The organism is Inquilinus ginsengisoli (assembly GCF_050434925.1).
GTDB lineage: Bacteria > Pseudomonadota > Alphaproteobacteria > DSM-16000 > Inquilinaceae > Inquilinus > Inquilinus ginsengisoli_B.
Map to the genome: position 1 here is coordinate 7,603,738 of NZ_JBNDJK010000001.1, position 22,450 is coordinate 7,626,187.

The following is a 22,450-nucleotide window of genomic DNA, read 5'->3' on the forward strand; positions in this document are numbered from 1 at the left end:
AGAGGTCGAAATCGCGCAGCGATTTCGGGTGAGGGGGTGGCTCCGGCCGTGCCGATGAGAGCCGGCTTACGCCACCACCCCCGCATGGTGCTCGACCGCCGCCAGCACCGTTTCCATCTGCACCTTGTGGCCCAGGGCGAAGCGGTCGCCGTAGATGGTCTCGTCCGGGTACTCGGTGATCAGGGTCAGCGGCGGCACGTGGCGCTCGTCCGGGCCGATCAGGCAGGGGATGCCGTTGACCACGGTGAACGGCCCGGCCCCGGCATGGGCGCCATAGGCGGCGAGCTGCATCCGGTTCAGCTCCAGCAGCGGCTCGATCCGGGCCAGGCGGCGGGTGATCGCCTCGATCAGCGCCATGCCCGGCTCCGCCCAGTCCGGATGGTGGCGCAGGATCAGGAAGAAGCCCTTCGGGATGGTCCACATCTCGAAGCCGCGCGGCAGGTAGCCGGTGAAGGGCCGGGTCCATTCATGCGCCGGATAGCCGTGCAGGTTGACATGCAACTGCGCCCCGGTGCGCGCGATCGCCTCGCTGCGCGCCGCGCGCTCGTACAGCCCGTCGCCGGTGCGATATTCGAGGTCGTCGCCCAGCGCGGTGTAGCGCGCGGCGTGGTGCATGTGCCGCGGATTGTCCCGGCACAGGCGCTGGTGCAGGGCGTAGCCGTCGGGGTTCTCCAGCGGGATCAGGGCGAGATGGTTCTCCGGGTCCTGCAGCAGCGCCTGCGCGGCGCGCAGGGCGCCGACCGGGCCGGTGGTCTCGTTAGCGTGCTGGCCGCCGGTGACCACCACCGCCGGGCGCGACCCTGGCCGGATCAGCCCCGGCACCGCCCGGCCCTGCCGCGACCGCGCCAGGATCGGCTGCCCGCCCAGCGCCGCTAACTCGCGGTGCAGCTGGGCGATCGACAGCGGCGCCTCGGCCGTCTCCAGCGCCTGCTCCGGCCAATCGCCGGCCTCGTCCGACAGGTCGAAGGGCCCGGTCTCGACCCGCACCCGGGGAGCGCCGGCCCGGATCTCCGGCACGATCTGGCCGGGCCGCAGCCCGCGGTCGCCGAGCGGCCGGCCGGAATGGCGCTGGAACAGCTCGAGCAGCGTGAAGTAGAGGTCCTCGTGCAGCGCCTCGTGCAGGCTGACCGCCTCCTCGTGGAACGGCAGCACCCGCTCGATCGCGGGCGTCTCCACCGTGATCGACAGCCGCTCGAAATAGGGCTCGTCGCTGCCCCAGGGATGGGCCTGGACCGCTTCCACCACGGTGCGGAACAAGCCCTCGACCTCGGTCTCCAGCCGCTCGTCCCGATCCGGCTGGCCGCCGGGGCGGCCGATGACGCGCCGCCAGCCGGTCGGCGACAGGCAGGCGGTGCCGAGATGGTCGAGGCCGAGATGGTTCGGGGCGAAGACCTCGGTCGTCGCGGTGCGGCCGTCGCTGTAGGTCAGGGCCACCCGGTAGCGCAGCGTCTCGTCGCCCGGCTCGAAGCGCAGCTCGACACCCTCCAGCAGCGCCGCCAACGGATAGGCCTCCAGCAGGAAGCGGTCGGCCACGGCGGCGGGATGCACCGGATAGCGAATGACAGCCGAAGCCAGGCCTTCCGTCTCGATCTCCTCCAGAAAGGCGTGCAGCAGCGGCTTGTAGGCGCTGCGCAGCCGGGCCGAGACGCCGGCGGTGGCCAGGGCGGTCTCGGCCTCGCGGCGCGCCGCCTCGTCCTCGAACAGCCAGGCCTCCACCGCCGCGCCCTGATGGCCGTCGGACAGGTCGCGCAGCAGGGCGTCGAGGGTCCGCGGCGCCTCGCGGTCCAGGAGAACGGTCATGGTCAGATCTTTCCGGTCGGGTCGAGGACGTCGCGCAGCCAGTCGCCGAGGAGGTTCAGGCCGAGCACGGTGAGCATGATGGCGAGGCCGGGGAAGACGCTGATCCACCAGGCCGTCTGCACATAGGTGCGGCCGTCGGCCAGCATGCCGCCCCAGCTGGGGATCAGCGGGTCGACGCCGAGGCCGAGGAAGGTCAGGCTGCTCTCCAGCAGGACGTTGTTGGCCACGTTCAGCGTCATCAGGATGACGATCGGGCCCATCACATTGGGCAGCAGGTGGTCGAGGATGATGCGGTGGTCGCGCACGCCGATCGCCGCGGCCGCCTGCACGAAGTCGCGCTCGCGCAGCGACAGCACCGAGCCGCGGACGAGCCGGGCGTACTGCACCCATTGCGAGATGATCATGAAGAAGATCAGCCGGTCGAGGCCGCCGCCGAGAATGGCGATGAAGGTCAGCGCGATCAGGATGAACGGCAGCGCCTGCTGCACGTCGGCACAGCGCATCAGCACCAGGTCCCAGAGGCCGCGATAGTAGCCGGCGACCAGGCCGGCCAGCGTGCCCAGCACCACGGCGCCGGCCACCGAGGCGAAGCCGACGGTCAGCGAGATGCCGCCGCCCGTCACCACCCGGGCCAGCACGTCGCGTCCGACCGGGTCGGTGCCGAGCGGATGCGCCCAGGAGTGGAACGGCGGCAGCAGCCGGGCGGTCAGGTCGAAGCCCTCGCCGCCGTCCGGGAACAGCAGGCCGGCGCACAGCACCACCAGCACCATGAGGCCGGTCAGCACGGCACCCAGGATGAATTCCAGGTTGCGCAGGCGGCGCGACCAGGGCCGGCGGTCTTCGATCACGGCCATCGGCTACTCGGTGCGGATGCGCGGATCGACCAGCCCATAGGCGATGTCGACCGCGAGGTTGATGACGACGATCAGGATCGCCAGCACGGTGATCACCGCCTGCAGCACCGGATAGTCGCGGGCGGCGATGGCGTCGAAGGCCAGCGACCCCATGCCGGGCCAGGCGAAGACCTGCTCGACCACCACGATGCCGCCGACCAGCCCGCCGAACTGCAGCCCGATATAGGTGATCAGCGGGATGGCGCAGTTGCGCAGCGCGTGCTTGTACAGCACCACCCGCTCGCGCAGGCCCTTGCTGCGGGCGACCATGACGTATTGCGCCGACAGCGTCTCCAGCATCGCGGTGCGCACCAGCCGGACATTGGTGGCCGTGAGGATGATCGCCATGGTGGCGGCCGGCATCACCAGGCTGGACGCGTCCTCCATCCCGCTCGGCGGCAGCCAGCCGAGAGCGATGGAGAAGACCAGCACCATCATCATCGCCAGCCAGAAGTTCGGGAAGGACAGCCCGACCAGCGACAGGATGCGGATTCCCTGGTCGACCGCCCTTCCCCTGTGCACGGCGGCGTGGATGCCGAGCGGGATCGACAGGACGATCGAGGCCAGCAGCGAAACGAAGGCCAGCAGCAGCGTCGCCGGCAGCGCCCGGCCGACCAGCAGGGTGACCGGGGTGCCGCCGAGGAAGCTGCGGCCGAGATCCCCGGTCAGCAGTCCCTGCAGGAAGCCGAGATACTGGACCAGGAACGGCCGGTCGAGGCCGAGGGCGATGCGGATCCGCTGCAGATCCTCCTCGGTCACGCTGCCGGCGCCCTGGGCCAGCATCACCGCCGGGTCGCCGGTCAGCCGGATCGCCCAGGAGACCAGCAGCGTCACCACCAGCACCACGAACACCGCGAGCGCCACCCGCCTGGCGACGAAGCCGATCATGGGTGGAGCCCTATCGGACAGTCACCTTTTGCGTTGCCTCTCCCGCCTGGCGGGAGAGGTCGGGCGTCCGCAGGACGACCGGGTGAGGGCTGGCCCGGGCCTCGACAAACAGCCCTTACCCGGAGCCGCTTCGCGTTGTCCAGCGGATAGATGGGTGACATTTTAGACCGGATGGATGGGTGACAGCTGCGTCGGGTTGGGGCGCCTGCGCGCAGGCGCCCCAACCCGACGCAGTCGCTTCTGCTGGGGGTCGATCACCCCGATCGGCGTGTTGTAGAAGCGCATGCGCAGCTCGCCGGTTTCGCGTTCCTCGATGGCGACCCATTCGCCGACCAGAACCTCGGACACGAACAGGAAGTCGCCCGCCCACTTGATCTCGCCGTTCGAACGCACCCGGCGGATATCGGCTTCCCGGGGATACTCCGGCTCCGGCAGACGCTTCGGCAACGGCCGCGGCGACGGCTGATAGTGCCGCGCCGGCGGCGTCTGCCCCAAGGCTTCATGCGGCCGTTCGTGGTTGTAATACGCCCGGAATTCGGCGAAGCGTGCAGCCTGGGCCGCCCGGTCGGCCGCCGCCGGCTCAATCGCCTCCCGCAGGGTCAGATGGAACCGCTCCTGACGTCCATTCTGCTGCGGCTTGCCCGGTGCCGTCCGCTCGTGCCGGATGCCCAGCTTCGCCCACCAGGCGCTCAGCCGCGTCAGCCCGGTAACCCCGGGCGAGGCGAACGGCGAACCGTTGTCCGACCGCATGATCTCGGGCAGGCCATTCTCCTCGAAGCTCCGCTCGAACTCCGCTCGCGCCTCCTCACCCCGGGTGCTGTCGCCCGCCGTCAGCCCCAGCAGATACCGCGCATAGCCGTCGCCGATCGTCAGCGGCTCGCACCGCTCGCCATTGCCCAGCCGAAACCAGCCCTTGTGGTCTGTCGCCCAGACCTGGTTCGGCCGCTCCGCCACCGTCAGACCGCCCAGCGTCGGCGGCACCCGATGACGCCGACGCCGCGGCTGCACCAGACCCTCCCGCTTCAGGATCTCCCCAGCCGTCGACGGCACCGGCCAGGCCGCCTCCGGATAGCGCTCCTCCAGCTTCGCGATGATCTTGCGCGGACCCCAACTCGGCCGCGCCAGCTTCTGCTCGATGATCGCCGCCGCCAACTCCACCGGCGTCGCTCGGCCGTGCACTCGCGGCGCATGGCTCCGCTCCGACAGCCCCGCCGAACCCTCCGCCCGATACCGATCAATCCACTTGTACGCCGTCTTCCGACTGATCCCGTAGCGCTCCGACAGTTCCACCACCGTCCACTCCCCGCCCAGCCAGTCCCCGATCAACGACACTCTCTGATCCATGGCACAGCTCTCTTCCCAAGGCATCCGCAGGCCCTCCCTGCCGAAGTAGAGCTGTCACCCATCCATCCGGTCTATTCTGTTACCTCTCTATCCGGACTGGACAGCGTCTCCGACCTCTCCCGCAAGCGGGAGAGGCAACGGAAAACGACCCGATGGCACCATCATTCCACAGTCGCGTCGACGAAGCGCATCCGTTCGTCGGAGGGCAGCTGAGCGTTCTGCACCCGCTTGCTGACGCCGTAGATGGTGTTCGAATTGTACAGCGGCAGCTCCATCGCCTTGTCGGCGACATAGCCGGCGACCGCCTGCAGCGTCTTCTCGCGCTCGGCCGGGTCGTAGGTCTTGCGCTGCGCCTCCAGCATCGCGTCCAGCTCAGGGATGCTGTCGTAGGGGTTCCACTTCTCGCCCGTGTGGTACATCAGATAGGCGGTGTTGTCGTAGTCGAAGGTCCAGCCGCCCCAGCCCTCCTGGAACAGCGCGCCGGTCTTGCCGTTCGGCACGATGTCGTTGAGGAAGACATTGCTCTCATAGGGCTTCAGCGTCGCCTTGAAGCCGACCATCTGCAGGTAGCCGGCCACCGCCTGCAGCACCTCGCGCAGGGTGGCGTTGTCGCCGCGGAAGTCGAGCTGCAGCGGCGTGCCCGGCTTCACCCCGGCCTGGGCCAGCAGGGCCTTGGCGCCGGCCGGGTCGAAGGGCAGAGCTTTCAGATCCGGCGGATAGCCGAAGGACAGCCGGCTCTGGAAGCTGACGATCGGCTCGGCCTGGCCGGCCAGCACGGTCTTGACGATGGTGTCGCGGTCGACCGCCATGATGATCGCCTTGCGCACGTCCTCCTTCGAGGTCAGCGGGTCCTTGGTGTTGAAGCGCATGGCGTAGACGGTCGGGCCCGGCACGCTGACGATCTGCAGCTTCTGGTCCTGTTCGATCACCGGCACCTGGGCGACCTCGACCTGGGTCGCGACGTCGACGCGGCCGGCCTGCAGCTCGGCCACCCGGGTCGAGGATTCGGCGATGAAGCGGTAGACCAGCTTGTCGATCTTCGGCGCGCCGCCCCAGTAATTCGGATTGGCCTCGAGCGTCAGGCTGACCTTCGGCTCGTAGGACACGACCTTGAACGGGCCGGTGCCGATCGGCGCGCTGTTGAAGGCGTCGTCGCCCTTCTCGGCGAGGTATTTCGGCGGCACGATCATGGCACCGTAGCCGGCCAGCTTGGTCAGCAGCACCGGGTCCGGCCGCTTCATCGCGAAATCGACCGTGTGGTCGTCGACCACCGCGACATGGTCGATCGAGTTGTAGTTCGACTGTTGCGGCCCCTTGGCGCCCTCGGCGCCGAGCAGCCGGTCGAAGGTGAACTTCACCGCGGCGGCGTCGAAGGCCTCGCCGTTCTGGAAGGTCACACCCTCGCGCAGGTGGAAGCGGATGCGGTTGGCGTCGTCCAGGAACTCCCAGCTCGTCGCCAGCCCCGGCACCAGCTTGAGGTCGGGCCCGCGCATCACCAGCCCGTCGAAGATCTGGCTGCCGACCGAGCCCCAGGCCACCAGGAAGGTGTCGATCGGGTCCCAGCTGCCGGGGTCCTGCCGCAGCGCGACGGTCAGTGTCCCCGCCGCCTGGGCCTGGGACGCCGCGGCCGGCAATAGTGCCGCGGCGAGCGCCAGGCCGAGGGCATGTCTTCCGATGGTTCCTTTAAGCATCATCGCCTTCCCTGTTCTGTCGTGATGGCGGCTCAGATCGCCGCGAAATGGTCCGGCCCGACCGGCTGCAGCCGCAGGATCGGCGGCTCGTCGCCGACCGCGCGGGTCGAGCTGGGGATCTCGCCCTCCGACACCGCGCGCGGCACCGCCCGCTCCGGATTGGCCACCGGCACCGCCGCCAGCAGCCGCTTGGTGTAGGGGTGCCGCGGCGTCTCGAATACCGCCCGGCGCGGGCCGATCTCGACGATCTGGCCGAGATACAGCACGGCGACGCGGTGGCTGATCTTCTCCACCACCGCCATGTCGTGGGTGATGAACAGGTAGGACAGGCGCTGCCGCGCCTGCAGCTCCATCAAGAGGTCGACGATCTGGGCCTGGATCGAGACGTCGAGGGCGGAGACGGATTCATCGGCGATGATCAGCTTCGGGTCGCTGGCCAGCGCCCGGGCGATGCAGATGCGCTGGCGCTGGCCGCCGCTGAACTCATGCGGGTAGCGGCCGGCCCGGGCCGCCGGCAGGCCGACCCGCTCCAGCAGCTCATGCACCCGCCGGGTCACCGCCGCGCGGTCCGCCGCCAGCCGGTGGGTGACGATCGGCTCGGCGATCGAGAGCCCGACCTTCTTGCGCGGGTCGAGCGCGGCGAAGGGGTCCTGGAACACATACTGGATCTTCTGGCGCAGCCGCCGCCGCTCCGCCGCGCCCATCGCCAGCACGTCCTGCCCTTCGAAGCGGATCGAGCCGGAGGTCGGCGCCACCAACTGCTGCAGGGTCTTGCCGATGGTTGACTTGCCGCTGCCGGATTCCCCGACCAGCGCCAGCGTCTCGCCGGGATAGACCTCGAAGCTGACCTCCTCCACCGCATGGACCCGGTGGGTAACGCGGCCGAGCATCGTCTTCTTGACGTCGAAGCGGGTGGTCAGCCGGTCGACCGACAGCAGCGGCGCCGAGGTGTCCGCGGTGTCCTGCACCCGGGTCTCGCCGACACTGCGCGGCGTGTCGCCGTCCAGCACGATCAGCGGCGTGCGCTTGGGCAGGTCCTCGCCGGCCAGGCTGCCCAGCCGCGGCACGGCCGACAGCAGCGCCCTGGTGTAGGGGTGCTGCGGCGCCCGGAAGATCTCGCGCACCGGCGCCTGCTCGACCTTGCGGCCGCGCCACATCACCAGCACCTCGTCCGCCATCTCCGCCACCACGCCCATGTCGTGGGTGATGAACAGCACGGCCATGCCGAGGTCGCGCTGCAGCTCGCGGATCAAGGTCAGGATCTGGGCCTGGATGGTGACGTCCAGCGCCGTGGTCGGCTCGTCGGCGATCAGCAGGCGCGGCCGGCAGCACAGCGCCATGGCGATCATCACCCGCTGGCGCATGCCGCCCGACAGCTGGTGCGGGTAGCGGCCCAGCATCGCCCCGGCATCCGGCAGCCGCACCCGGCGCAGCAGCGCTTCCGCCTCCCGCCGCGCTTCGCGCAGGCCGAGATGCTGGTGCAGGACCAGCGCCTCGACGATCTGGTTGCCGATGGTGAAGACCGGGTTCAGCGACGTCATCGGCTCCTGGAAGATCATGGCGATGTCGTTGCCGCGGATCTGGCGCAGCCGGCCCTCCGGCGCCTGCACCAGGTCGATCGGCGCCCCGCTTTCCGGCCGGAACCGGATCGACCCGCCGGCGATCACGCCGCCGACATGCCGGACCAGCCGCATCAGCGACAGCGCCGTGACCGATTTTCCCGAGCCGGATTCGCCGACGATGGCCAGGGTGCGGCCGGGGGCGAGGTCGAAGCCGAGCGACTGCACCGCGACGAAGGGCCCGGTGGGCGTGTCGAAGGTGACGGTGAGGTCGCGCACCGACAGCAAGGCGCCGTCGGCCGCGCCCGAGCGTGGCGCGTCGAGTGTCTCGACGACGCCGGTCACAGCGTGGCCGCCGGCGCGCGTCCGTTCACCTTGCCCTGCATGCCAGCCTCTGCCCGGAGATTCGACGGCGAACTGTCGAAGCCCTGCCGTCGCCCTGTCAACCCGCTCTTCGCCGCGGCGCCGTCAGCGCGTCCCAGCCGGCCATGGCGCTGTCGACCACGGCCTGCAGCGCCGGGCAGCCGGCGCCGTTGCGGGCCTGGATGGTCAGGCCGTTCAGCACGGTGGCGAAATAGGCGGCGATGGCCTGGGTGTCGACGCCTTCCGGCACGTCGCCCTCGGCCACGCCGCGGTCCAGCCGGGCCTTGATCTGCGCCACCGACCGGCGATTGGCCTCGACCAGATAGTCGCGCACCTCGGGGCTGGCCGGGATGCCGACGGCCGAGGCCAGCACGATCATGCAGCCGGGCGGCCGGTCCGGCGCGGTGTAGGCGGTCGCGTTCTCGCGCAGCATCGCCTCGACCCCGGCCCGCGCCGTCGGCCCATCCTCAAGCGAGCGCGAGGCCGAGCCGCCCTCGCCCGACTCATAGAGCTCGAGCGCCTCGCGGAACAGCGCCTCCTTGCAGCCGAAGGCGGCGTAGAGGCTGGGCGAGTTGATGCCCATCGCGGCGGTGAGATCGGCCATCGACGCGCCGTCATAGCCGCGCGCCCAGAACACCTCCATCGCCCGGCGCAGGGCGGCGGCCCGGTCGAAGCTGCGGGGACGGCCCCGTTCGGCCATCGCAGATCCTTTCTGTGTCGTACAATATATAATTCACTGGACAGGCCCAAACAAGCTCACTAGATATTATGTATCGATCAACACAGAAATGGAGACTGCCATGTCCGGACTATCGGGAAAGGTCGCGCTGGTCATCGGCGGCAGCCGCGGCATCGGCGCCGCCATCGCGGAGCGGCTGGCGCAGGACGGCGCCGATGTGGCGCTGACCTATTCCGCCTCAACCGATAAGGCGCAGGCCGTGGTAGGGCGGATCGAGGCCCTTGGCCGGCGCGGCCTGGCGATCGCGGCCGACGCCACCGACGGCAAGGCAGCGCGGGCGGCGGTGGAGCGGACCGTGGCCGGGCTCGGCCGGATCGACATCCTGGTCAACAATGCCGGAGTCTTCCCCTACGGCCCGTTCGAGGAGGTCAGCGAGGACGAGCTGGACCGCGTCCTGGCGATCCATGTCCGCTCCAGCTTCCTGGCGGCGCAGGCGGCGGCCCGGCACCTCGGCCAGGGCGGGCGGATTATCTCGATCGGGTCATGCCTCGCCGACTATGCCGGCGGGGCGAACATGACGCTCTACGTCATGACCAAGGCGGCGCTGACCGGGCTGACCCGCGGCCTGGCGCGCGACCTGGGCCCGCGCGGCATCACCGCCAACATCGTCCACCCGGGCCCGACCGACACCGACATGAACCCGGCGCATGGGCCCGGCGCGGAGGGGCAGCGCCAACACATCGCCCTCGGCCATTACGGCGAAGCGTCGGACGTCGCCGCGATGGTCGCGCATTTGGCCGGCGAAGGCGGCCGCTGGGTCACCGGCGCGTCGATCGCGGTGGATGGCGGCGTCAACGCGTAGCTCCCCGATTGAAAAGACCCGCTGCCTTGCGGCAGCGGGTCTCAGATGTGCGGCCCACGCCTCAGGCCCGAGCGCGCGGAGGGCAACACCAATCCCACAGCGTACAGGCCGACATGGCCACTGCCAGCGCGCCGAAGACGACACGCGTCCACGCGGCAGCCATCCAGGGGGAGACCAGCACGGCGACCGCCAGGACCAGATCGACCCAGTCCCGCGGCCTCCTGCCTTTCACCGGCGCAGCAGCCACGACCAACCTCCTGTTTTGAAAATCAACCAAGCCATAAAGCTTCGCGCGATTGCGCGGAGTTAACAGTAATTTATATGTATTCGTCTAAAATTGCAATTAATCCATAAGTTTGGCGACGCCGACTATTCGGCCGGACCCTGGACCGCGGCGGGAGGATCGTCTTGATCGATCCTGCCTCGCCGACTGACGAGGCGGCGCTGATCGGACTGACCCGCGGTCTGGCCCGGGATCTACGCCCGCGGGGTCGACCATCTGGCCGGCAAGGCGGGCGCCGGATGACCGGGTCGTCGATCGCCGTCGACGGCGGCACCAACGCCGACGAAAAGGCCCGCTGTCTCACGGCAGCGGGCCTCACAGGCTATGGCCTCACGCCTCAGGCATGGGCATGCGGGGTGTGACGCCAGTCCCACAGCGCCCAGGCCGACAAGGCCACTGCCAGCACGCCGAGGACCACATGGGTCCACATGGCGTTAATGCTGGCGGCGAAGCCGAGCGCCCAGGGGGCGACGATCAGCCAGACGCCGAGAACCAGGTTCACCCACTCCTCCCATTCGGCGAAGGCCGAGAGCGCCGCGATCGTGATGAGGCCGAGCACCAGGGCCACGATCCAAGCGTTCCAGGTGGGCACGGTAGCGCCCACAAAGCCAACCACCCAGGGAGAGATGAACAGGACGACCGCCAAGACCAGATTGGCCCAGTCCTGCGGCCTCCTGTCTTCCGTCGTTGCAGCAGCCATGACCAACCTCCACATGTGAAGATCAACCGAGCAACAACGCTTCGCGCGACTGCGCGGAGTTCCCAATGATCTGGTTTCGTTCGCTTCGGATTTCAAGGAGTCGGCAAGTCACGGATGGCGCCGGCTATTCGGCCGGCACCTCGACCGGCCGCTTCCGGCTCAGGGTCATCTGGGCCAGCACGAAGGCGATGACGGCGCAGGTGGTGATGCCCGCCACCATCGGCAGCGAGGTGCCGTCGAAGAACGGCCCGACCACCGCGATCACCACCGCGCCGGTGACGAATTGCAGCGTGCCCATCAGGGCGGAGGCGGTGCCGGCGACGGCGCCGTGATCCTCCAGCGCCAGCACCGAGGTCGTCGGGATGACGAGGCCGAGGAAGCCGTAGCCGATGAACAGCAGCCCAGCCAGCACGGCCAGCTGGTCGACCCCGGCCAAAGTGACGGCCAACAGCACCACCATGGCGGCGGCGTAGCCGGTGACCGCGACCCGAACGATCCGGCCGAAGCCGAAGCGCGCGGCCAGCCAGGCGGTGCATTGCGACACGCCGATGAAGGACACGGCGTTGATCGAGAAGAACACGCTGTAGAGCCGCGGCGACAGGCCGTAATGCTCGATCAGCACGAAGGAGGAATTGGCCAGATAGGCGAAGAAGCTGGCGATGCCGAAGGCGCCGATGAAGGTGAGGCCCAGGAATTGCCGGTCGGTCAGCAGCGAGCGATAGGCCGACAGCGCGCCGGCGATGCTGCTCTCCACCCGATGGGCCCGCGGCCGGGTCTCGGACAGGCACAGCGCCAGCAGCAGGATGCCGAGGGCGGCGAGGACCGTCACCACCCAGAACACGCCGCGCCAGCCCGCCGCCTCGATCACGAAGCTGCCGGCCAGCGGCGCCAGGATCGGCGAGACGCTGAACACCAGCATCAGCAGCGACATCAGCCGTGCCGCCTCGGTGCCGGTGTGCAGGTCGCGCACCACCGCCCGTGGGATCACCATGCCGGCGCAGGCGCCGAGCCCCTGCACGAAGCGGAAGGCGATCAGCGTCTCGATATCCGGCGCGAAGACGCAGCCGATGCTGCCGGCGAGGAACACGGCGAGGCCGATATAGAGCGGCAGCTTGCGCCCGAACATGTCGGAGAGCGGCCCGAACACCAGCTGGCCGACGCCGAGCGAGATGAAGAAGACCATCAGGCTGGCCTGCACCGCCTCGGTCCCGGCCCCGAGATCGCGGCCGATCTCCGGCAGCGCCGGCAGGTACATGTCGATCGCGAACGGCCCCATGGCGGTAAGCAGGCCGAGCACGATCGCGTAGCGCAGCAGCGACGAGGACATGAGCGGTCTTCCGGAATCGGAGGCCGGCGGACGGAGTCCGGGCGGGTGATGGAAGCGAGACGCGCGCCGCCTCTTCGGGCGATCGCCGCGACTCTCTGTCCAAAACTTTGGACAGTATTGTCCAAATCGTCAAGCCCCCTTAGGATGGGGCGATGCGGGAGTCAGAACAGATCGGGCGGCCGGTGCCGCCCCGGCGCGGCCAGGTCGCCAAGCACGCGTCGGTGCTGGATGCGGCCGCGGCGGTGTTCTGCCGCGACGGCTTCGCCGGCGCCAGCATCGACCTGATCGCGGCCGAGGCGGGCGTGTCGCGCCAGACCATCTACAACCACCACGGCGACAAGGAGGCGCTGTTCGTCGCCGTGGTGCGGGAGATGACCGAGCGCTGCAATGCCGGCCTGTTCTCGACCCTGACCACCTTCCCCGACCGTCCGCGGGACCTGGAGGCGGAGATGGCCGCCTTCGCCGGCCGGCTGGTGCGCAACTGCCTGTACAACCGTGACGGCGGCGCGCTGCGCAAGCTGATCCAGTCGGAGGGCGAACGCTATCCGGCGCTGTTCGCCGCCTGGCGCGAGCACGGGCCCGGCACCGCCTGGGCCGCGATCGCCGCCCGCTTCGCCAGGCTGGCCCATGCCGGCTATCTGCGGATCGAGGACCCGGACCTGGCGGCGCGCCAGTTCCTGGCCCTGATCCATGCCGATTTCCACATCTCCCACATGCTCGGCACCAAGCCGGCGGAGGCCGAGATCGATATCGGGGTCATGAATGCCGTGCGCACCTTCCTGCGCGCCTTCGGCCCGGCCGCCCCGCCGCCGCCCGCTGTGGCGCAGCGCGCCCGCCCCAACTGACACCGGCAAGCCGGTCGGACCTGCCCTGCGGCGATGGCTGGTGCGGAGTGAAAGATCTGACATAACATCTCGTCCGACGCCGTCGAACGTCGTGCCCCGTAACCGATCGAGCGATCGCCCATGTCCGCTCTCTTCTCCCCGCTGGCCCTCGGCCCGATCCCGCTGCCCAACCGGATCGTGGTGGCACCGATGTGCCAGTACTCCGCCGACGATGGCAGCGCCACCGACTGGCACCTGCAGCATTGGATGAGCCTCGCCATGTCCGGCGCCGCGCTGGTGGTGGTGGAGGCGACCGGCGTCGAACGCCGCGGCCGCATCACCCATGGCTGCCTGGGCCTCTATTCCGACGCCAATGAGCGGTCGATCGCCCGCGCTTTGGCCGCGGCCCGCGCCGTCGCCCTGCCCGGCACCCGCTTCGGCATCCAGCTGGCCCATGCCGGCCGCAAGGCCTCGACCCAGCGCCCCTGGGAAGGCGGCCGCGCCCTCAGCCCCGACCAGGATCCCTGGCCGACTGACGGCCCGTCGGCCCTGCCCTTCGACACCGGCTGGCACACGCCGGAAGCGCTGGACGAGGCCGGCCTCGAGCGGGTGAAGGCCGCCTTCGTCGCCGCGGCCAGGCGCGCCGTGCGGCTGGGCTTCGACGCCATCGAGCTGCACATGGCCCATGGCTATCTGCTGCATAGCTTCCTGTCGCCGCTGTCGAACCGGCGCGACGACCGCTGGGGCGGCGATGCCGAGCGGCGGCGCGCCTTCCCGCTGGCGGTGGCGCGGGCGGTGCGCGACGCGGTGCCGGCCGGTATCGCGCTGGGCGTCCGCGTCAGCGCCTCGGAATGGGTCGAGGGCGGCTTCGGCGTCGAGGAGGCCGCGGTTCTCGCGACCGAGCTGAAGGCGCTCGGCTTCGACTTCATCTGCGCCAGCTCGGGCGGCAACGCCGCCCATGCCCGCATTCCGGTCGGCCCCGGCTACCAGGTGCCGCTGGCCCGCGAGATCCGCGAGAAGAGCGGGCTGGCCACCCGCGCCGTCGGCATGATCGTCGACCCGCATCAGGCAGAGGGCATCATCACCCGCGGCGATGCCGACCAGGTGGCGCTGGCCCGTGCCGTGCTGGACGACCCGCGCTGGGGCTGGCATGCCGCCGAGGCGCTGGGCGCCGAGCTGACCCTGCCGCCGCAATATGCCCGCGCCGGCGTCAAGACCTGGCCCGGCCGCAAGCTGCTGCAAGCCGCGGAATAAGTGGGAGGCCCGGAATGACCGACACCATCGCCGTTCCGGGCCTGACCGCCCCGGCCGAGATCCTGGTCGACCGCTGGGGCATCCCGCATCTGACCGCGGCCAGCGAGGACGACCTGTTCTTCCTGCAGGGCTTCAACGCCGCCCGCGACCGGCTGTGGCAGATCGACCTGTGGCGCAAGCGCGGCCTGGGCCTGCTGGCCGCCGATTTCGGCCCCGGCTATCTGGCCCAGGACGTCGCCAGCCGCCACTTCCTGTATCGCGGCGACATGGCGGCGGAATGGGCCGCCTATGCCGAGGATGCGGCGGCGATCTGCACCCGCTTCGCCGCCGGCATCAACGCCTATGTCGACCTCGTCGAGCGCGAGCCGGAGCGGCTGCCGCAGGAGTTCCGGCTGTTCGACACCCGGCCGGCGCACTGGCGGCCGGAGGATGTGGTCCGCATCCGCAGTCACGGCCTGACCCGCAACGCGCTGTCGGAGCTGGCGCGCGCCCATGTCCTGGCCGGGGCCGATCCCGCCACCGACCGGCTGCGCAAGGCGATCGAGCCGCTGGTCGAGGTCGGGCCGGTGCCGGGCTTCGACCCCGAGGCGGTGCCGCCGGACGCGCTGCAGCTGTTCCGCCTGGCGATGGCGCCGGTGACCTTCCCGCCGGAGCGCCTGGCCGCGACGCTGGACGAGGCGCATCTGTGGCGGGTGGCCACCGATCTCGGCGAGGTGCTGCGGGCCCAGGAGCATGAGGGGTCGAACAACTGGGCGGTGCATGGCAGTCGCACCGCGACCGGCCGGCCGATCCTGGCCACCGATCCGCACCGCACCCATGCCGTGCCGTCGCTGCGCTACCTGGTCCACCTGACCGCGCCGGGCTTCGACGCGATCGGCGCCGGCGAGCCGTCCGTGCCCGGCATCATGATGGGCCACAACGGCACCGCCGCCTTCAGCCTGACCATCTTCGGCGCCGACCAGGAGGATGTGTATCTCTACGAGACCCGGCCGGAGGACCCGGAGTCCTATCGCTACGGCGAAGGCTGGGAGCGGATGCGGTCGGTCGAGGAGCGTTTCGCCGTCAAGGGCGCGCCAGAGCAGGTGCGGAGCCTGCGCTTCACCCGGCACGGGCCGGTGGTCCATGCCGGCCCGACGCGACGCAGCGTTGTGGCGGTGCGGTCGGTGTGGTTCGAGCCGGGCTCGGCCGCCTATCTCGCCAGCCTGTCCGGCATGCGCAGCCGCAATCTCGACGAGTTCCGGGCGGCGATGCGGCGCTGGGGCACGCCCTCGGTGAACCAGGTCTATGCCGACACCGCCGGCACCATCGCCTGGCTGCCGGCCGGCCATGTGCCGCGGCGGCCGAACTGGCATGGCCTGGCCCCGGTGCCGGGCGACGGCAGCCATGAATGGGACGGCATGATGGACCCGGCGCTGATGCCGGTGCTGGTCAATCCTCCCGAAGGCTTCGTCGCCACCGCCAACGAGCTGAACCTGCCGCCGGACTGGCCGCATGACGACCGGCCGGTGGGCTTCGAATGGCTGGAGGACAGCCGGGCCGTGCGCATCCGCGAGGTGCTGACCGACCAGGACCGCCACGGCCTCGCCGATTCCCGGGCGCTGCAGGCCGACACGTTGTCGGTGCCGGCGCGGCGGATGCAGCGCCTGCTGGCGCCGCTCGCGGCGCCGGACGGCGAGGCAGCTCGTGGGCTGGACCTGCTGCGCGGCTGGGACGCCCGGCTGGAGTCCGATTCCGCCGCCGCGGCGCTGTTCGAGCTATGGTGGACGAAGCATCTCAAGCCGGCGCTGTTCGCCCGGCTGGTGCCCGACCCGGCGATCCGGCGGCTGCTGGCCCCGGGCGATGTCGGCGGCATCCTGGCGGCGCTGGAATCACCGGATGCGCGCTTCGGCGCCGATCCGGAAGCAGCGCGCGACGCACTGTTGATCGAGACGCTCGCCGAGGCGGTGCGGGACGGGATCCGACGGCTGGGCGATGATCTGTCGGCCTGGCGCTGGGGCGATCTGCATCACGGCTATTTCGAGCATCCGGCCAGCGCTATGGCGCCCGACCGCCAAGCCGAGCTGGATGTCGGCCCGCTGGCGAAGGGCGGCAGCAGTTCCACCGTGATGCACGCCGCCTATCGCCCGGACGATTTCCGGGTGACGCATGGCGCCTCGGTCCGCATCGTCATGGATGTCGGAGACTGGGACCGCAGCACCTGCATCAACACCCCCGGCCAGTCCGGCGACCCGCGCTCCCCGCACTACCGCGACCTCGCTCCGTTGTGGGCCCGCGGCGAGCAGGTGCCGCTGCTCTACAGCCGCGCGGCGGTGGAAGAGGCGGCGGGAGAGCGGATCAGGCTGGTGCCGCAGCCCACGCGCTGACGATTGGTGGATGCCAACAGCCTTTGAGATCGGCTCTCCGGTCCCTTCACCGTCATGGCGAGCCGGCGAAGCCGGCGTGGCCATCCAGGCTGGTGCAGCTGGATGGCCACGCCCCTTTGGGGCTCGCCATGACGAGTCACTATTTCGGCGAGTTGGTGCAAAGAAGACTGAGGACCGTGAGCATCACGGAGGCGATCGGCATGGCTACAAAGAACACAACCAAACGCCCCGACCAGTCCGAAACGCCGATGCAGACAGCCGATCGCCTGCGACGGAAACATGGCGTCAGCCTCAGCGAAACAGCAAGTCGCCCCCTGCCGAAGAGTGTCTTCGACACGATGTGGGCCAACACCACTGACGACGGCTCATCCGATCCGGCTCGCTGAGCGCCGGTCGTAATCCACCTCAGTGCCCTGGTCGCCGATCCCGCCTTGACAGCCCTCTCATCGCGGATGAAGATCGTTTGTATACGAACGAAATATCCGCTGGAGAACGGCGGGTCGTCGGAACAGGATCAGGCCAGGGAGTTCCCCTATGTACCTCCGGCCAGGCACGCTGGATGAGGCGGTGGCGGCGCTTTCGGCGCCGGGCGGCCGCATCCTGGCGGGCGGAACGGACATTTTTCCGGCGGCGGGCGACCGGCCGCTGGCCGGGCCGATCATCGACATCTCGCGGCTGGCGGAGCTGGACGGAATTGTCCAGACCGAGAGCGAAATCCGCATCGGCGCTCGCACCAGCTGGAGCACCATCATCGCCGCCCCGCTGCCGCGCTGCTTCGACGCGCTGAAGGCGGCGGCGCGGGAGGTCGGGTCGGTGCAGATCCAGAACCTGGGCACCATCGCCGGCAACCTGTGCAACGCCTCCCCCGCTGCCGACGGCGTGCCGCCGCTGCTGGCCCTGGACGCCGCGGTGGAGCTGCGCTCGCGGGCCGGCAGCCGCACCCTGCCGCTGCCCGACTTCATTTCCGGCAACCGCCGCACCGCCCGGCGTGACGACGAGATCGTCACCGCGGTGATCGTGCCGCGGACCATCGATGCCGGCGCCTCGGCCTTCCTCAAGCTCGGCGCCCGCCGCTATCTGGTGATCTCGATCGCCATGGTGGCGGCGGTGGTCGCGGCCGACGCCGACGGCTGGGTCGCCCAGGCGCGCATCGCGGTCGGCTCCTGCTCCGCCGTCGCGCAGCGGCTGACAGCGCTGGAGCAGGATCTCGTCGGCGCCCCGGCGCGGCCCGGCCTCGGCGCGCTGGCCCGGCCGGAGCATCTGGCGCCGCTGTCGCCGATCGGCGATGTCCGTGCCAGCGCCGCCTACCGCCTGGATGCGGCCTTGACCCTGGTGCGCCGCGGCCTCGATGCCTGTGCGGCGGAGATCTGAGATGCTCGACGCCCGCCCCGTGCTCGGCTTCACCCTGAACGGCCGCCCGGTGCAGGTGCCGGCCGATCCCGCCGGCCGGCTGACCCGCCTGCTGCGCGACGATCTGGGCCTGACCGGCACCAAGGTCGGCTGCGACGCCGGCGATTGCGGCGCCTGCACCGTGCTGCTGGACGATGCCCCGGTCTGCGGCTGCCTGGTCGCATCCGGCCAGGTCGAGGGCCGCCGGGTGACCACCATCGAGGGGCTGCCGGCGCAGTCGCCCACGGCGTCCCGGCTGCAATCCGCCTTCCTGCGCCACGGCGCCGCCCAGTGCGGCATCTGCACCCCCGGCATGCTGGTGGCCGCCGCCGCCCTGCTGGACCGGACCCCGGAGCCGGCCGAGGCCGAGGTGATGGACGCGATCGGCGGCGTGCTGTGCCGCTGCACCGGTTACCGCAAGATCGTCGCCGCCATCCTCGACGCCCGGGTCGAGCCCGCAGCGGCCGAGGGGCCGGCGGCGGGCCACGCCGTCGGCGCCCGGATCGACCGGCTGGACGGCCGCCGCAAGGTCGAAGGCCGCGACGTGTTCGGCGCCGACGAGACCCCGTCCGGCGCCTTGACCCTGCGCGCCATCCGCAGCCCGCATCACCGCGCCCGCTTCACCTTCTGCGATATCGACGGCTTCGCCGCCGCCCATCCCGGCGTGGTCCGGGTGTTCACGGCAAGGGACGTGCCGGGCGAGAACCGCTTCGGCGTGATCGGCCCCTTCGCCGACCAGCCGGCCTTCGCCGACACCGAGGCCCGGTTCCGCGGCGAGGCAGTGGCCGCCGTGGTCGGCGAGAGCTGGGCGATTGAGTCGCTCGACCTGTCGGATTTCCCGGTCATCTGGGAGCCGCTGCCCGCCCACACCACCATCGACACTGCGCTGGCGCCGGGCGCCGACCTGGTCCATGCCGACCGCGCCGGCAACATCCTGGTGCGCGGCCGGGTCGTGCGCGGCGATGTCGAGGCGGCGCTGGAGACGGCGGACGTGGTGGTCGAGGGCGAGTTCGAGACCGGCTTCGTCGAGCACGCCTATATCGAGCCGGAGGCCGGCTTCGCCCGCCGGGTCGGCGACCGGATCGAGATCCAGGCCTGCACCCAGGCGCCTTATATGGACCGCGACGACGTCGCCAAGATCCTCGGCATCGCGCCTGAGGCGGTGCGGATCATCCCGACCGCGGTCGGCGGCGGCTTCGGCTCGAAGCTGGACCTGTCGATCCAGCCTTTCATCGCGATCGCGGCCTGGCATCTGAACCGGCCGGTGCGGATGGTCTATTCCCGCAGCGAGTCGATCATGACCACGACCAAGCGCCACCCGTCGCGCATCCGCGCCCGGGTCGGGGCGGCCAGGGACGGCAAGCTGGTGGCGCTGGACTTTATCGGCGACTTCAACACCGGCGCCTATTCCTCCTGGGGCCCAACGGTCGCCAACCGGGTGCCGGTGCACGCCTCCGGCCCCTACTACGTGCCGCATTACCGGGCGCTGACCCGCGCCGTGCACACGCATCTGGTGCCGGCCGGCGCCTTCCGCGGCTTCGGCGTGCCCCAGGCCGGGGTGGCGCAGGAGCAGCTCTATGACGAGCTGGCCGACCGGCTGGGCATCGACCGGCTGGAGTTCCGCATCGCCAACGCCTTGCGCCCAGACCAGCCGACCGTGACCGGCCAGGTGCTGGGCGAAGGCACCGGCATCCGCGCCTGCCTGGAATCGCTGCGGCCGCATTGGCGCCGGGCGCAGGACGAGGTGGAGGCCTTCAACAAATCCGCCGCCGGCCCGCTGCGCCGCGGCGCCGGCGTCGCCGGCATGTGGTATGGCTGCGGCAACACCTCGCTGCCCAACCCGTCGACCATCCGCATCGGGCTGAAGCCGGACGGGCGGATCGCGCTGCACCAGGGCGCGGTCGATATCGGCCAGGGCTCCAACACCGTCGTCACCCAGATCTGCGCCGATGCGCTGGGCGCGCCGATCGACCGCTTCGACCTGGTCTCGGCCGACACCGACCTGACGCCGGATTGCGGCAAGACCTCGGCCTCGCGCCAGACCTTCGTCACCGGCAAGGCGGCGGAGCTGGCGGGCCGCGACCTGCGCCGCGCTTTGCTGCGCCTGGCCAATGCCGGCGAGGGCGCCGCCATCGCCTTCGCCGGCGGCCGGGTGACCGTGACCGAAGGCGAGCATGCCCGCAGCCTGGACCTGGCGGCCCTGCCGCAGGACGAGCGCGGTTATGTCCTGGCCGCCGAGGCCACCTTCGACCCGCCGACCAGTCCGCTGGACGCGGACGGCCAGGGCGTGCCCTATGCCGTCTACGGCTTCGGCGCGCATATGGCCGAGATCGAGGTCGACACCGAGCTGGGCACCGTCCGCGTGCTGAAGATCACCGCCGCGCACGATGTCGGCCGGGCGATCAACCCGACCCTGGTCGAGGGCCAGATCGAGGGCGGCGCCGCCCAGGGCCTCGGGCTGGCGCTGATGGAGGAGTTCCATCCCGGCCGCGGCGAGAACCTGCACGACTATCTGATCCCCTCGGCCGGCGACATGCCGCCGGTGGAATCGATCCTGATCGAGGACGCCGCCCCGGTCGGCCCGTTCGGCGCCAAGGGCATCGGCGAGCAGGCGCTGATCCCGACCGCCCCCGCCATCCTGAACGCCATCCACGACGCCACCGGCGTGCGCATCCGCCGGGTGCCGGCGACGCCGGACCGCATCCGCGCCGCGATCCTGGCGGCCGGACAGAAGGACTGACATGTCCCAGCCCACGGAAAAGACCGAGGACGGCCGCATCCGCTGCGATGCCTGCCCGGTGATGTGCTACATCAAGCCCGGCGCCGCCGGAGCCTGCGACCGCTACGCCAACCATGACGGCACTCTGGTCCGGGTCGACCCGCATGTGGTGCTGGACCGCACCCTGCAGCAGGGCGGCAGCGTGGTGCCGTTCAGCCGCGTCGGCGACTGGGACGGCAAGCTGGTGCGCGGGCCGGAGACCTTCGTCACCGCGATCGGCGCCGGCACCACCTATCCGGACTACAAGCCGGCCCCCTTCATCGTCTCGGCCGAGGTCGACGGGGTCGACATGGTCACGGTGGTGACCGAGGGCATCTTCAGCTATTGCGGCGTCAAGGTGAAGGTCGACACCGACCGCCATCTGGGGCCGGAGCGCAGCCTGGTGCGGGCCCAGGGCGAGCCGGTCGGCCACGTCACCACCGGCGAGTACGGGTCGCAGATGCTGTCGCTGGGCGGCGTGCATCACCTGACCGGCGGCAGCAAGAAGGAAGGCCGCGTCACCTGCGACACCCTGCTGGAGCTGAGCAACGGCCGCGCGGTCGAGCTGACCATCGATGACGGCGCCACCGTGATCGTCCAGGCCGGCCGGCCGCCGATCGTCAACGGCGCGGCCGAGGAGCGGATGCGGGTCGGCTGCGGCTCCGCCACCATCGGCATGTTCGCCAAGCAGTGGCACGGCAAGGTCGACGAGGTGGTGGTGGTCGACGACCACATCACCGGCGTGCTGTCGGAGCACCAGGCCGGCAAGATGCTGGGCATCGCCGAGACCGGCATCCACATGAAGGGCCGCCGCTCCACCCCCGGCCGCTACTTCCAGGTGGCGCAGCCCGGCACCGGCTGGGGCGGCACCGACATCTCCGACCCGCTGTCGATCCTGGGGCCGTTCAACCCCAAGGCGGCGCGGCCCGGCCTGACCATGCTGATGGTCAGCACCACCGGCGAGCATTTCGCCTATTACGAGCTGGACGACGCGCTGACGCCCGTACAGCAGGAGCTGCCGGCGGCGCTGCGGCAGTCGATCGCGCGGATCGAGGAGAATTGCGAGCCGGCCTTGTGCACCGTGCTGTTCATGGGCGGGGCCGGCGGCTCGCTGCGCTCCGGCGTCACCGAGAACCCGGTGCGGCTTACCCGCTCGGTGAAGCAGGCGCTGACCTACGTCACCTGCGGCGGCGCCCCGGTCTATGTCTGGCCCGGCGGCGGCATCACCTTCATGGTCGATGTGACAAGGGTGCCGGAGAACGCCTTCGGATATGTCCCGACCCCGGCCCTGGTGGCGCCGATCGAGTTCACCCTGCGCCTGTCCGACTATGAGGCGCTGGAGGGGCATATGGACCATGTCCGCCCGCTCTCCTCGCTCGGTGTCGACATGGCACGGCGGCAGGTGCCGGGACATCGCGATAACCCCTGGCCCTTCGCGCCGGAAGGCGCGAAGCGGTCGCACGGCTGACGCCG

General features: G+C 70.5%; 17 protein-coding genes. 8 read left to right on the forward strand and 9 right to left on the reverse strand.

From position 1 onward, the window contains the following. Window positions 1–66 precede the first annotated feature (66 nt). From QFZ27_RS35590 to QFZ27_RS35620, 7 genes are all read right to left on the reverse strand, one after another. Complete coding sequence (locus QFZ27_RS35590) at window positions 67–1,800, reverse strand: M14 family zinc carboxypeptidase (RefSeq protein WP_429231413.1); 1,734 nt, start codon at window positions 1,798–1,800, stop codon at window positions 67–69. A 2-nt stretch (window positions 1,801–1,802) separates the two neighbouring features. Continuing rightward, the gene (locus tag QFZ27_RS35595) at window positions 1,803–2,654 is read right to left on the reverse strand and encodes an ABC transporter permease (protein WP_429231415.1); all 852 of its coding nucleotides are present in this window, start codon (window positions 2,652–2,654) and stop codon (window positions 1,803–1,805) included. Between the two features lie 3 nt (window positions 2,655–2,657). Further along, a complete protein-coding gene (locus QFZ27_RS35600; RefSeq protein ID WP_429231417.1) occupies window positions 2,658–3,581 on the reverse strand; it encodes an ABC transporter permease in 924 nt (307 codons plus the stop codon). A 162-nt stretch (window positions 3,582–3,743) separates the two neighbouring features. Continuing rightward, the gene (locus QFZ27_RS35605) at window positions 3,744–4,949 is read right to left on the reverse strand and encodes an integrase core domain-containing protein (RefSeq protein WP_429230682.1); all 1,206 of its coding nucleotides are present in this window, start codon (window positions 4,947–4,949) and stop codon (window positions 3,744–3,746) included. A gap of 137 nt (window positions 4,950–5,086) precedes the next feature. Then, window positions 5,087–6,616, reverse strand: coding sequence for an ABC transporter substrate-binding protein (locus QFZ27_RS35610; RefSeq protein ID WP_429231419.1), 1,530 nt, complete (start codon window positions 6,614–6,616; stop codon window positions 5,087–5,089). Window positions 6,617–6,648: 32 nt separating this feature from the next. Beyond that, a complete protein-coding gene (locus tag QFZ27_RS35615) occupies window positions 6,649–8,520 on the reverse strand; it encodes an ABC transporter ATP-binding protein (RefSeq protein ID WP_429231421.1) in 1,872 nt (623 codons plus the stop codon). A gap of 97 nt (window positions 8,521–8,617) precedes the next feature. Further along, window positions 8,618–9,238, reverse strand: coding sequence for a TetR/AcrR family transcriptional regulator (locus QFZ27_RS35620; protein ID WP_429231423.1), 621 nt, complete (start codon window positions 9,236–9,238; stop codon window positions 8,618–8,620). Between the two features lie 100 nt (window positions 9,239–9,338). On the opposite strand from QFZ27_RS35620, the gene QFZ27_RS35625 reads away from it, so the two are divergent. Continuing rightward, window positions 9,339–10,079, forward strand: coding sequence for an SDR family NAD(P)-dependent oxidoreductase (locus QFZ27_RS35625; RefSeq protein WP_429231424.1), 741 nt, complete (start codon window positions 9,339–9,341; stop codon window positions 10,077–10,079). A 620-nt stretch (window positions 10,080–10,699) separates the two neighbouring features. On the opposite strand, the gene QFZ27_RS35630 is transcribed toward QFZ27_RS35625, so the two are convergent. Both QFZ27_RS35630 and QFZ27_RS35635 read right to left on the reverse strand, forming a co-directional pair. Beyond that, window positions 10,700–11,062 carry an SPW repeat protein gene (locus QFZ27_RS35630; protein ID WP_429231425.1) on the reverse strand — a complete coding sequence of 121 codons (363 nt, stop codon included), beginning with the start codon at window positions 11,060–11,062 and terminating at the stop codon, window positions 10,700–10,702. A 124-nt stretch (window positions 11,063–11,186) separates the two neighbouring features. Then, window positions 11,187–12,389: a multidrug effflux MFS transporter gene (locus QFZ27_RS35635; RefSeq protein WP_429231427.1), complete on the reverse strand. Its 1,203-nt coding sequence runs from the start codon at window positions 12,387–12,389 to the stop codon at window positions 11,187–11,189. Window positions 12,390–12,541: 152 nt separating this feature from the next. On the opposite strand from QFZ27_RS35635, the gene QFZ27_RS35640 reads away from it, so the two are divergent. The 7 genes from QFZ27_RS35640 (at window position 12,542) to QFZ27_RS35670 (ending at window position 22,445) form a co-directional block, all read left to right on the forward strand. Beyond that, window positions 12,542–13,234 carry a TetR/AcrR family transcriptional regulator gene (locus QFZ27_RS35640; protein ID WP_429231429.1) on the forward strand — a complete coding sequence of 231 codons (693 nt, stop codon included), beginning with the start codon at window positions 12,542–12,544 and terminating at the stop codon, window positions 13,232–13,234. Between the two features lie 120 nt (window positions 13,235–13,354). Continuing rightward, a complete protein-coding gene (locus tag QFZ27_RS35645; RefSeq protein ID WP_429231430.1) occupies window positions 13,355–14,467 on the forward strand; it encodes an NADH:flavin oxidoreductase/NADH oxidase in 1,113 nt (370 codons plus the stop codon). Window positions 14,468–14,481: 14 nt separating this feature from the next. Next, window positions 14,482–16,830: a penicillin acylase family protein gene (locus QFZ27_RS35650; RefSeq protein ID WP_429231432.1), complete on the forward strand. Its 2,349-nt coding sequence runs from the start codon at window positions 14,482–14,484 to the stop codon at window positions 16,828–16,830. Window positions 16,831–16,958: 128 nt separating this feature from the next. Then, window positions 16,959–17,216 carry a hypothetical protein gene (locus tag QFZ27_RS35655; RefSeq protein WP_429231434.1) on the forward strand — a complete coding sequence of 86 codons (258 nt, stop codon included), beginning with the start codon at window positions 16,959–16,961 and terminating at the stop codon, window positions 17,214–17,216. A 148-nt stretch (window positions 17,217–17,364) separates the two neighbouring features. Continuing rightward, entirely contained in the window at window positions 17,365–18,201 is an 837-nt protein-coding gene (locus tag QFZ27_RS35660; protein WP_429231436.1) for an FAD binding domain-containing protein, read from the forward strand. A gap of 1 nt (window position 18,202) precedes the next feature. Next, the gene (locus QFZ27_RS35665; RefSeq protein WP_429231437.1) at window positions 18,203–20,959 is read left to right on the forward strand and encodes a molybdopterin-dependent oxidoreductase; all 2,757 of its coding nucleotides are present in this window, start codon (window positions 18,203–18,205) and stop codon (window positions 20,957–20,959) included. A gap of 1 nt (window position 20,960) precedes the next feature. Then, the gene (locus QFZ27_RS35670; RefSeq protein ID WP_429231439.1) at window positions 20,961–22,445 is read left to right on the forward strand and encodes a 6-hydroxynicotinate reductase; all 1,485 of its coding nucleotides are present in this window, start codon (window positions 20,961–20,963) and stop codon (window positions 22,443–22,445) included. Window positions 22,446–22,450: the final 5 nt, after the last annotated feature.